This window comes from Streptomyces sp. NPDC031210, from assembly GCF_055570395.1.
The window spans coordinates 16,454-27,924 of sequence record NZ_JBVIHH010000018.1 but is presented as its reverse complement, the minus strand read 5'-3'; the positions used below and the strand labels follow the sequence as shown (position 1 = coordinate 27,924).

The 11,471-nt window shown below is 71.9% G+C and carries 8 protein-coding genes; 3 read left to right on the top strand and 5 right to left on the bottom strand.

Features of this window, described 5'->3' with window-relative positions; all coding sequences use genetic code 11:
* Positions 1-16: 16 nt before the first annotated feature.
* Positions 17-1,093 carry an EamA family transporter RarD gene (gene rarD / locus ACZ45Z_RS27970; RefSeq protein WP_468367976.1) on the top strand — a complete coding sequence of 359 codons (1,077 nt, stop codon included), beginning with the start codon at positions 17-19 and terminating at the stop codon, positions 1,091-1,093.
* A gap of 127 nt (positions 1,094-1,220) precedes the next feature.
* On the opposite strand, the gene ACZ45Z_RS27965 is transcribed toward rarD, so the two are convergent.
* Positions 1,221-2,492, bottom strand: coding sequence for a LolA family protein (locus tag ACZ45Z_RS27965; protein WP_468367975.1), 1,272 nt, complete (start codon positions 2,490-2,492; stop codon positions 1,221-1,223).
* A gap of 295 nt (positions 2,493-2,787) precedes the next feature.
* The gene (locus ACZ45Z_RS27960) at positions 2,788-3,801 is read right to left on the bottom strand and encodes a polyprenyl synthetase family protein (protein WP_468367972.1); all 1,014 of its coding nucleotides are present in this window, start codon (positions 3,799-3,801) and stop codon (positions 2,788-2,790) included.
* Positions 3,802-4,160: 359 nt separating this feature from the next.
* Here ACZ45Z_RS27960 and fahA point away from each other — a divergent pair, with 359 nt between their 5' ends.
* Positions 4,161-5,390: a fumarylacetoacetase gene (fahA, locus tag ACZ45Z_RS27955; RefSeq protein ID WP_468367969.1), complete on the top strand. Its 1,230-nt coding sequence runs from the start codon at positions 4,161-4,163 to the stop codon at positions 5,388-5,390.
* A gap of 214 nt (positions 5,391-5,604) precedes the next feature.
* Positions 5,605-6,093 carry a hypothetical protein gene (locus tag ACZ45Z_RS27950; RefSeq protein WP_468367967.1) on the top strand — a complete coding sequence of 163 codons (489 nt, stop codon included), beginning with the start codon at positions 5,605-5,607 and terminating at the stop codon, positions 6,091-6,093.
* Between the two features lie 98 nt (positions 6,094-6,191).
* On the opposite strand, the gene nuoN is transcribed toward ACZ45Z_RS27950, so the two are convergent.
* Genes nuoN through nuoL form a run of 3 tightly spaced genes read right to left on the bottom strand, consistent with a single transcriptional unit; the run spans position 6,192 to position 11,458 of the window.
* Complete coding sequence (gene nuoN / locus ACZ45Z_RS27945) at positions 6,192-7,844, bottom strand: NADH-quinone oxidoreductase subunit NuoN (protein WP_468367965.1); 1,653 nt, start codon at positions 7,842-7,844, stop codon at positions 6,192-6,194.
* Positions 7,841-9,508: an NADH-quinone oxidoreductase subunit M gene (locus ACZ45Z_RS27940; protein WP_468367963.1), complete on the bottom strand. Its 1,668-nt coding sequence runs from the start codon at positions 9,506-9,508 to the stop codon at positions 7,841-7,843. Before ACZ45Z_RS27940 ends, nuoN begins: the two co-directional genes overlap by 4 nt.
* 3 nt (positions 9,509-9,511) lie before the next feature.
* The gene (nuoL, locus tag ACZ45Z_RS27935) at positions 9,512-11,458 is read right to left on the bottom strand and encodes an NADH-quinone oxidoreductase subunit L (RefSeq protein ID WP_468367961.1); all 1,947 of its coding nucleotides are present in this window, start codon (positions 11,456-11,458) and stop codon (positions 9,512-9,514) included.
* Positions 11,459-11,471 lie beyond the last annotated feature (13 nt).

Genomic DNA, 11,471 nt, shown 5'->3' with positions numbered 1-11,471 from the left:
CATCGGGAGGGGTCCCTTGCAGCCTCGAAGCGAACAGCGCGCAGGACTCGCCTACGGCCTGGCCGCCTACACGATGTGGGGGCTCCTCCCGCTCTACTGGTACCTGCTGCGCGGCGCCTCGCCGTCGGAGATCCTGGCCCACCGGATGGTGTGGTCGCTGCCCGTCGCCGTCGTCATCCTGGCCGCAACGGGCCGCTGGGCGTGGATACGCCCGCTGCTGCGGCAGCCGGGACGGCTCGGGCTCATCCTGGTGTGCGCCGCCCTCATCTCGGTGAACTGGTTCCTCTACATCTGGGCGGTCAACGCCGGGCACGTCCTGGAAGCCTCGCTCGGCTACTTCATCAACCCCCTGGTCAGCATCGCGTTCGGCGTGCTGGTGCTGCGCGAACGGCTGCGGCCCCTGCAGTGGACGGCGGTGGCCGTCGGCGTCGCGGCCATCGCCCTGATGACCTTCGCCTACGGCAAGGTCCCCTGGATCGCCCTCGCGCTGGCCTTCCCGTTCGCGACGTACGGGCTGGTCAAGAAGGGGATCAAGCTCGACGGCATCGAAGGGTTCAGCGCGGAGACGGCCCTGCAACTGCTGCCCGCGCTGGGTTACCTGCTCTTCCTCGGCACGGGCGGCGACTCCGCCTTCACCTCCGGGGGCCCGGGTCAGGCGCTGCTGCTCGCGGCCTGCGGAATCGCGACCGCCGTGCCGCTGATCTGCTTCGGCGCCGCGGCGGTACGGCTGCCGCTGACGGTGATCGGGATGATGCAGTACCTGGCGCCGACCTTCCAGTTCCTGCTCGGGCTGACGGTCTTCCACGAGGAGATGCCGCCCGAGCGCTGGGCCGGATTCGCGCTGGTGTGGCTGGCCCTGGCGCTGCTGACCTGGGACGCGCTGCGGACTGCCCGGGCCGCGCGGACCGCTCTGGCGGCGGCCGGAGCGCGGGCCGCCGAGGCGGCGGCCCAGGCCGGAGCCGGGGCCGCACCGACCGCGGTGGGCACGGAGACGGCCGCGGTGGCCGCCGCGGGCGCGGAGACCGCCGAGTCGGCCGCGCGGGAGAGCCCGGAGCCGGGACCGGAGACGGCCGCCGGACCGGTCACGCCCTGACGGCCCGCGCGGGGCGAAGGGGCGGAAGAGCGCGCGACCCCCGCCGGAGGGCGGACGAACGCGACCCCCGCCAGAGGCCGCGCGCGTCCGTCAGTTCGCCGTACGGGGCGCCACCGCGCCGTCGGCCCTACTTCGCGCCGTTGGCCGCGGCTATCAGCGCCTGCTTGTCCACGGCGCCGACGTAGAGCGTGCCCTTGTCCGTCAGCAGGGCGTTGACCAGGCGGGTGCTGAAGACCCGGCCGGAGCCGAAGGAGCCGTTGACCTTCTCGCCGAGGCTGTCCAGGAACGCGCCGGCGTCGCCGGCCGCGCCCTTGTCCTTGCCGGAGGGCAGGCCCGGTCCGGAGCCCTTGATCGTGGCGATGGACGTCCAGCCCTTGCCGATGACCCGCAGCCCGTCGAGGCCGCCGCCCGGCCCCTTGAGGTCCCCGAGCCCCTTCAGGTGCTTGCCGGACCCGAAGTCCCCGCGCTCGTGGGCCGTCGCGCGCTCCTTGTCGCCGTCGACGACCTTCGTGCCCTTGGGCGGCGTGAAGGAGAACGTGCTCGCGTCGGGCTTGGCGAAGTCGACGTTGGTGTACCCCACGTCGACCGCGGCCGCGCCGCCGCTCTTGGGGGTGAGGGTGAACTTCAGCGGGACGCCGTTCTCGGCGTCCACCGACACCCGGATCGAGCCGACCGTCGAGGCGGACTGCTTGGGCTTGATGACCAGTTGGTAGGCGTCCCGGCCGGCGACCTTCGCCGTGCCGCCGACCTCGACCGAAGTGGTGTCGCCCGCGGCCTTCAGGGCCTCCTTGGCCAGCTCCTGCGGCGTCGCGTCCTTCAGCCCGGCGGACCGCCCGTGGTGCCCGGGACGACCGCCCGGCAGGCCATGCCGCTCGCCGTGCGCGCCGGCCTCCTTGGTGTGGACGGCGGTGCGGCTGCCACCGTCGTACGCCCACAGCTCATCGCCGTTGTGGACGAGGCTGTACTCGGCGTCCTTGTCCACGATCGACACCCGCTGCCGGTCGGGGCCGTCGGCCGCGACGCGCAGGGTGTGCGCGCCGGACGCCAGCTCCATCAGCTTCTGCTGCGGGGCGGCGGCCGCGCCGTCCTCGCCCCCGTCACCGCCGCCCAGGCCCCCGGCACCGCCGGGCAGGGACGGCAGCCCGAGGTCGGTGGTGATCCGTACCGTGCCGGACAACTGCTGGACGTCCGAGCGGGCGATCTTGGCGATCAGGTCCTGCGCGGAGATCTCGGGCAGGTCCGGAGAACCGGAGCCGGCGAACGCGGGGACCAGCCCGATCGTCGCCGCCGCCACCCCTGCCACCGCGAGCGGTACGCCGTACCGAGCCGCCTTCCGGCGCCCCGGGGAGCGCTCCCCGCCCCACTCGTCGGTGGCCTCTGTCGGTTCGTTGCGTGGCATGTGCCTACCTCCGTCATATACGGCGGCGGCCTCAGGTGCACTCGCCCACCCCTCGGGCGCATGGTCGGCCGACCGCCGTGCTCGGTGGTTCCATCCCATCAAACCGCCCGGCACAAAGCGTCAGCCCGCGGGAGCAACTGTCTCTACTGCTGAGGGATGACAACCGGCCGCGGCGAGGCGGAACCCGTACGACGGGAGGCTGATCATTCCCTAGGGGACGGCCGTCGCGTCGGGGATGTCCCCGAGGGGATGCCCCGGAGGCGAGGCCGGACCGCGGCCGGCACAAGCCACCGGATCAGCCCGCGCGGTACACCACCGCGTCGCACAGCCCTTCCAGGGCCGTCTTGGCCATGCACGACGGCAGCGGCGCCAGCAGCGCCCGCGCCTCCTCGGCGTAGCGCACGGTGTCGCGCCGGGCCTCTTCGAGCGCCGGGTGGGCGCGCAGCCCGGCCAGCGCCTCGGCATGCCGGGCGTCGTCGGTGAGGTCGCCGGCCAGCAGCTCGCACAGCGCGCGGTCCTCCGGCGTACCCGAGTCGCTCTCGGCCCGCGCCCGAAGATGCAGCACGGGCAGCGTCGGGATGCCCTCGCGCAGGTCCGTGCCGGGCGTCTTGCCCGATTCATGCGAATCGCTGGCGATGTCCAACACGTCGTCGGCCAACTGGAAGGCGGTGCCCAGCCGCTCGCCGTACTGGGTGAGGATGTTGACGGTCGACTCCTCGGCGCCCGACATCATCGCGCCGAAGCGGCACGCGACGGCGACCAGCGAGCCGGTCTTGCCGGCCAGGACGTCCAGGTAGTGGTCGACGGGGTCGCGGCCGTCGCGCGGGCCCGCGGTCTCCAGGATCTGGCCGGTCACCAGGCGCTCGAACGCCTCGGCCTGGATCCGGACCGCCTCGGGCCCGAGGTCGGCGAGGATGTGCGAGGCGCGGGCGAAGAGGAAGTCGCCGGTCAGGACCGCGACGGAGTTGCCCCAGCGGGCGTTGGCGCTGGCCACACCGCGGCGCACGTCCGCCTCGTCCATCACGTCGTCGTGATAGAGCGTGGCCAGGTGCGTGAGCTCCACGACGACGGCCGAGGGCACCACACCGGGGGTGTACGGGTCACCGAATTGCGCGGCCAGCATCACCAGCAGCGGCCGGAACCGCTTGCCTCCCGCGCGCACGAGATGCTGCGCGGCCTCGGTGATGAACGGCACGTCGCTCTTGGTGGCCTCCAGCAGGCCCTCCTCGACAGCCGCCAACCCGGCCTGGACATCGGCCTCAAGAGCCTGGTCCCGCACGCTCAGCCCGAAGGGCCCGACGACGGTCACGAGGGGTACTCCTGTCTGCTGACGATCAAACGGAATGTCGATCTGTCGCTGTCTCCACCATTGGCCAGCGTATCCGGTCGCTCTTGGATCACCGTGAGCGCCCGCCCCTCGAACCACGTCGGAAGCGCCCCGGCCCGTGGGACGGCCGCCGCGAGCCGCTCACGGCCCCTCGGAACGGCCCGCACCGGCCACCCGTCGTCCGCGTGAATCACCCGCCCCGCCGCGGCCCCGCCCCCGTACCCTGAGCGTCGGACCGGCCGGCCACGGGCGGCCGGTCCACCGACCGTCCCGGCCGGCCCGGACACCCACCCCGGCCGGCCCGGCCGCCCACCGGCGACGACGCACGCGAGGAGCTGTCCATGCCCGAGCAGAGCCCGTTCGACGACCTGTTCGACCTGGCGGAAGGCGATCCCTTCGGCCCGCACACCCTCCCCTACGGGGTGTTCAGCACCGCCGACGCGCCCGGTCTGCGCCGCATCGGCGTCCGCTACGGCCGGCACGTCCTCGACCTGAGCGCGCTGCCCGCCGCCGTCCGGCCGCCGCACGCCGACCTGCTGGCCGCACCGACCCTCAACCCGCTGCTGGCCGCCGGCCGCGCCGTATGGAGCGAAGTGCGCCAGGCCGTCCGCACCGCCCTGACGGACCCGGCGCACCGCACCGCCGTGGCGCCCCTCCTGCGCCCGCTCACCGACATCACCACGCACCTCCCCTTCGAGGTCGCCGACTACGTCGACTTCTACGCCAGTGAGCACCACGCCACCAACGTCGGCCGGATCTTCCGCCCGGACGGCGAGGCGCTGACGCCCAACTGGAAGCATCTGCCGATCGGTTACCACGGCCGGTCCGGCACCGTCGTCGTCACCGGGACCCCGGTGGTACGGCCCAACGGCCAGCGCAAGGCGCCCGCCGACCCGGCGCCGTCCTTCGGCCCTTCCACCCGTCTCGACATCGAGGCGGAGATCGGCTTCGTCGTCGGCACGCCCTCCGCGCTCCACGAACCCGTCGCCCTCGACGGCTTCCGCGACCACGTCTTCGGCGTCTGCCTCGTCAACGACTGGTCCGCGCGCGACATCCAGGCATGGGAGTACGTGCCGCTCGGCCCCTTCCTCGGCAAGTCCTTCGCGACCTCCGTGTCCGCCTGGATCACCCCCCTCGACGCCTTCGACGAGGCCCGTACGCGGCCGCCCGCCCGCGACCTGCCGCTCCTGCCCTACCTCGACGACTCCGCCGCCGAACCGGGCGGGATCGATCTGCGCATCGAGGTGGACATCAACGGCGAGACGGTCTCCCGGCCCCCGTTCTCCGCGATGTACTGGACGGCCGCCCAGCAGCTCGCCCATATGACCGTCAACGGCGCCTCGCTGCGCACCGGCGACCTGTTCGCCTCCGGGACGGTGTCCGGGCCCGAGCCCGACCAGCTCGGCTGCCTCCTGGAGCTCACCCAGGGCAAGGGCCCCTACCTCCAGGACGGCGACGAGGTCACCCTCACCGCCTGGGCACCGGGCCCCGACGGCGCCCGGATCGGCCTGGGCGAGGTCACCGGCCGCGTCCTCCCCGCGACCGCCGCCCCGGCGGGCGAGGCACCCTGACGGCGGGGTTACCGGCGAGCGCAGCGGGGGGGTCGGCTGGACGGGGCCAGGGGCCGGCTGGGCGGGCTTCTGCCGGCCGGTCGGCTCCCCGGCTCGCCACGGCCCCGGCCACGACCGCGCCGCCCCCGGGAAGCCCCGCGTGCTCGGTGCCGGACGGGCCCGCCGGCCGGCTGCTAGCCTCACGTCTCCCTGTCCCACAACGGAGGAGACGAACGTGCGCAAGGCAGCGCAGATCGCCGGGGCGGCCGCCATCGCCGCGATGCTGCTCAGCGGTTGCGGAAGCAGCGGCGACAGCGGCAAGGACAGCACTCCCAGCAAGCAGCCGGAGACCGCGCCGTCGACTCCGCAGGGCGGGGACAAGCCCACGGACGCCAAGGCCTTCGAGGGTGCCTGGGAGGCCAAGTCCGCCGACGGCACGCTGATCCTCGCCATCACCAAGGGCACCGTCGCCCTCAGCAACGGCCACAAGGCCGCCTGCCTGGGCAAGGTCCAGGAGCTGGCCGGCATGACCATGGCCGCGCTGAAGTGCACCGACGGGGACACCACCCGCACGATGGGCACGCTCAAGCCCGGCGCCGACGGCAAGAGCCTGACCGTGAACTGGAAGAACGGGCCCACCGAGAAGTACACCAAGTCCACCGACAGCGGTGTGAAGATCCCGGACATGCCGGAGCTGCCGAGCGGCATGCCCGACGGCGGCTGACCGCCGGCCACCCGCAGCGCGCGACGGCCGCCGCCCGGCAGGCCCCGAGAGGGGTCCGGGCGGCGGCCGTCGCGGTGTGCCGTACGGCGGCGCCGGGGTCAGCGCACGAAGACCCCGGCCTGGCCGGCCAGGTCCAGGAAATACTGCGGCGCCAGGCCCAGCACCACGGTGACCGCGACGCCGATCGCGATGGCCGTCGCCGTCAGCGGGCTGGGCACCGCGACGGTCGGGCCCTCCGCCTTCGGCTCGTGGAAGAACATCAGGACGATCACCCGGATGTAGAAGAACGCGGCGATCGCCGACGAGATCACACCGACCACGACCAGCCAGCCCGCGCCGCTCTGCGCCGCCGCCTTGAAGACCGCGAACTTCCCGGCGAACCCGGACGTCAGCGGGATGCCCGCGAAGGCCAGCAGGAAGACGGCGAAGACGGCGGCCACCAGCGGCGAACGGCGGCCGAGCCCCGCCCACTTGGACAACTGGGTGGCCTCACCGCCCGCGTCCCGCACCAGGGTGACCACGGCGAAGGCGCCGAGCGTCACGAAGGAGTAGGCGGCGAGGTAGAAGAGCACCGAGGAGATGCCGTCCTCGCTGGTGGCGATGACACCGGCGAGGAGGAAGCCGGCGTGCGCGATGGAGGAGTAGGCCAGCAGCCGCTTGATGTCGGTCTGGGTGATGGCGACGATCGCGCCGCCCAGCATCGTCAGGATCGCGACGCCCCACATCACCGGCTGCCAGTCCCAGCGCAGGCCGGGCAGGACGACGTACAGCAGGCGCAGCAGGGCGCCGAAGGCCGCGACCTTGGTGGCCGCCGCCATGAAGCCGGTGACCGGGGTCGGGGCGCCTTGGTAGACGTCCGGCGTCCACATGTGGAACGGGACCGCGCCGACCTTGAACAGCAGCCCCATCAGCACCAGCGCCGCGCCGATCAGCAGCAGCGCGTCATTGCCCATCGTGCCGGCCAGCGCCGGATCGATCTGCTTGGCGCCGTCCGAGACGACCTCGGTGATGCCGGCGTACGTCACCGTGCCGGCGTAGCCGTACAGCAGGGCCACACCGAACAGCAGGAACGCGGAGGAGAACGCGCCGAGCAGGAAGTACTTGACCGCCGCCTCCTGGGACAGCAGCCGCTGGCGGCGGGCCAGCGCGCACAGGATGTACAGCGGGAGGGAGAAGACCTCCAGCGCGATGAAGAGGGTCAGCAGGTCGTTGGCCGCCGGGAAGACCAGCATGCCGCCGACCGCGAAGAGCATGATCGGGAAGACTTCGGTGGTGGTGAACCCGGCCTTGACGGCGGCCTGTTCGGCCTCGCCACCGGGGACGGCGCCGCCCTGGGGGGCGAAGGAGTCCACGCGGTTGCCCTCCGCCACCGGGTCGAGCCGGCGCTCGGCGAAGGTGAAGACGGCGACCAGGGAGACCAGCAGGATCGTGCCCTGGAGGAACAGCGCGGGGCCGTCGACGGCGAGGGCGCCCATCGCGGCGATGTGCGCCTTGGACGAGCCGAAGCCGCCGGCCGCCAGGCCGATCACCGCGGCGAACGCGGCGGCCAGCGCCACCACGGACAGCAGCAGTTGGGCGTGGTAGCGGCCGCGGCGCGGCAGGAACGCCTCGATCAGGACGCCGACCACCGCGGCACCGAGGACGATCAGCGTCGGGGAGAGCTGGGCGTACTCGATGTGCGGCGCCGGGATCTTGCCCGGTGCGTCGGCCGCCACTGTCCACAGGCTGTGGACACTTGCCACGGAACTCACTTCGCGGCCTCCACGTCTTGATCGGGCGCGGCGTGGCCGTGCCGGCCCGCGCCGGGCACGGCGTCCACCCGCACGGCGGGCTTGGGATCCTTCTCGTCCACCACGGACAGGGTGTGGTCCACCGCCGGGTTGACGATGTCGGTCAGCGGCTTGGGATACACACCGAGGAAGAGCAGCAGCGCGATCAGCGGCGTCACCACGACCAGCTCCCTGACCCGCAGGTCGGGCATGGTCCGCACCTCGGCCTTCACCGGGCCGGTCATCGTCCGCTGGTAGAGCACGAGGACGTAGAGCGCGGCCAGGACGATGCCGGCGGTGGCGATGACGCCGATCACCGGATAGCGACTGAAGGTGCCGACCAGGACCAGGAACTCGCTGATGAACGGTGCCAGGCCGGGCAGCGACAGGGTGGCCAGGCCGCCGATGAGGAAGGTCCCGGCGAGGATCGGGGCGACCTTCTGCACGCCGCCGTAGTCCGCGATCAGACGCGAACCGCGGCGGCTGATCAGGAAGCCGGCCACCAGCATCAGCGCGGCGGTCGAGATGCCGTGGTTGACCATGTAGAGCGTCGCGCCGCCCTGTCCCTGCGACGTCATGGCGAAGATGCCCATGATGATGAAGCCGAAGTGGGAGATCGAGGCGTAGGCGATCAGGCGCTTGATGTCCCGCTGGCCGACGGCGAGCAGTGCGCCGTACAGGACGCTGATCACCGCGAGCACCAGGATGACGGGGGTGGCCCAGCTACTGGCCTCCGGGAAGAGCTGGAGGCAGAAGCGCAGCATCGCGAACGTGCCGACCTTGTCGACCACGGCGGTGATCAGCACCGCGACCGGCGACGTCGCCTCGCCCATGGCGCCGGGCAGCCAGGTGTGCAGCGGCCACAGGGGCGCCTTCACCGCGAAGGCGAAGAAGAAGCCGAGGAAGAGCAGCCGTTCGGTGCCGGTGGAGATGTCCAGCTTGCCGGACGCGCGGGCCTCGACGATCTGCTGGAGCGAGAAGGTGCCGGTGCCGAGCTGGTCGGCGGTGACGGCGTACAGCCCGATCACCGCGGCCAGCATGATCAGGCCGCCGAGGAGGTTGTAGAGCAGGAACTTCACCGCGGCCTGCGAGCGCCGGGTGGCGGACCGGTCCTCGCCGTCCCCTCCGGCACGGTCCCCGAAGCCGCCGATGAGGAAGTACATCGGGATCAGCATGGCTTCGAAGAAGATGTAGAAGAGGAAGACGTCGGTGGCCTCGAAGGAGAGGATCACCATCGCCTCGACGGCCAGGATCAGCGCGAAGAAGCCCTGGGTGGGCCGCCAGCGGCGGTTGGGGCGGTCCTCCTCCAGCGGGTCGGCGTCATGCCAGCCCGCCAGGATCACGAACGGGATCAGCAGCGCGGTCAGGGCGATCAGGGCGACCGCGATGCCGTCCACGCCGAGGTCGTAGCGGACCCCGAAGTCCCGGATCCAGGCGTGCGATTCGGTGAGCTGGAAGGGGCCGCGGGCGCCGGGCCGGAAGCGGACCGCGATCACCACGGCCAGGACGAGGGTGGCCAGCGAGAAGAGCAGCGCCGACCATTTGGCCGCGGTGCGCTTGGCGGCGGGCACCGCGGCGGTGGCGATCGCGCCGATCGCCGGCACCGCGGCGGTCACCGTCAGCAGAGGGAAGGAAAGATCTGCCATGGCTCAGACACCCCTCATCAGCAGGGTCGCGGCGACGAGAACGGCCGCCCCGCCCAGCATCTGGACCGCGTACGAGCGGACGAAGCCGCTCTGCAACTGGCGCAGCAGGCCCGAGAGCCCGCCCATCGAGGCCGCCGTGCCGTTGACCGCGCCGTCCACCAGGGAGTGGTCGAGCGTGACGAGCGTGCGGGTGAGCTGCTCGCCGCCGCGCACCAGGACCAGGTGGTTGAGGTCGTCCTGGAGCAGATCGCGGCGGGCGGCCCGGGTCAGCAGCGAACCGCGCGGGGCGACGGCCGGGACGGGGCGCCGGCCGTACATCATCCAGGCGGCGCCGACGCCGAGGGCCAGCACCACGATCGTGGCGGAGGTGACGGCGGTGGCGCTGAGCGGGGAGCGGCCGTGCGAGAAGGACGTGACCGGCTCCAGCCACTTCACGAAGGCTTCGTTGATGCTGAACAGGCCGCCCGCGAAGACCGATCCGACGGCCAGGACGATCATGGGGATCGTCATGACCCGCGGGGATTCGTGCGGGTCCGGCGGGGTGTACTCGCCGCGAGTCTCGGCGGCGGGTTCGACGGACGGTTCGGCGGGTGAGGGGGTCGGCGCCTTGCGCCAGCGCTCCTCGCCGAAGAACGTCATCAGCATCACCCGCGTCATGTAGAACGCGGTGATCGCGGCGCCGAGCAGGGCCGCGCCGCCGAGGATCCAGCCCTCGGTGCCGCCCTTGGCGAACGCCGCCTCGATGATCTTGTCCTTGGAGAAGAAGCCGGACAGGCCGGGGAAGCCGATGATCGCGAGATAGCCCAGGCCGAAGGTGATGAAGGTGACCGGCATGTACTTCCGCAGGCCGCCGTAACGGCGCATGTCCACCTCGTCGTTCATGCCGTGCATCACGGAACCGGCGCCGAGGAAGAGGCCCGCCTTGAAGAAGCCGTGGGTGACCAGGTGCATGATCGCGAAGGCGTACCCGACGGGACCGAGGCCGGCGGCCAGGATCATGTAGCCGATCTGCGACATCGTCGAGCCGGCCAGCGCCTTCTTGATGTCGTCCTTGGCGCAACCGACGATCGCACCGAACAGGAGGGTGACCGCGCCGACGGCGACGACGGCGGTCTGGGCGTCCGGCGCGGCGTTGAAGATCGCCCCGGAGCGGGTGATCAGATACACGCCGGCGGTGACCATCGTGGCGGCGTGGATCAGGGCCGAGACCGGGGTCGGGCCCTCCATCGCGTCGCCCAGCCAGGACTGCAGCGGTACCTGCGCGGACTTGCCGCAGGCGGCCAGCAGCAGCATCAGCCCGATGGCGGTGAGCTTGCCCTCCGAGGTGTCGCCGGTCGCGGCGAGCACCGGACCGAAGGCGAACGTCCCGAAGGTCGTGAACATCAGCATGATCGCGATGGACAGTCCGACGTCACCGACGCGGTTGACCAGGAACGCCTTCTTGGCGGCGGTGGCCGCGCTGGGCTTGTGCTGCCAGAAGCCGATCAGCAGGTACGAGGCGAGGCCGACGCCCTCCCATCCGACGTACAGCAGGAGGTAGTTGTCGGCGATGACGAGCAGCAGCATCGCCGCGAGGAAGAGGTTGAGATAGCCGAAGAAGCGGCGGCGCCGCTCGTCGTGCTCCATGTAGCCGATCGAGTAGATGTGGATCAGCGATCCGACACCGGTGATCAGCAGGACGAAGGTCATCGACAACTGGTCGAGCTGGAAGGCGAGGTCGGCGCGGAAGCCGCCGACCGGGATCCAACTGAACAGGTGCTGGTGCAGGGCGCGGTCCTCGGCGCCCTTGCCGAGCATGTCGGCGAAGAGCACCACCGCGACGGCGAACGACGCCACCGCGAACAGTGAGCCGAGCCAGTGGCCGGCCCGGTCGAGTCGTTTTCCGCCGCACAACAGCAGGGCCGCACCGACCAGCGGTGCCGCGACAAGCAGCGCGATCAAGTTCTCCACTTTGTGCGACCCC

Bases quoted from the DNA above. Each gene is read 5' to 3' on its own strand.
- ACZ45Z_RS27965 (WP_468367975.1), bottom strand. From the start codon at position 2,492: ATGCCACGCAACGAACCGACAGAGGCCACCGACGAGTGGGGCGGGGAG.
- fahA (WP_468367969.1), top strand. From the start codon at position 4,161: ATGCCCGAGCAGAGCCCGTTCGACGACCTGTTCGACCTGGCGGAAGGC.
- ACZ45Z_RS27940 (WP_468367963.1), bottom strand. From the start codon at position 9,508: ATGGCAGATCTTTCCTTCCCTCTGCTGACGGTGACCGCCGCGGTGCCG.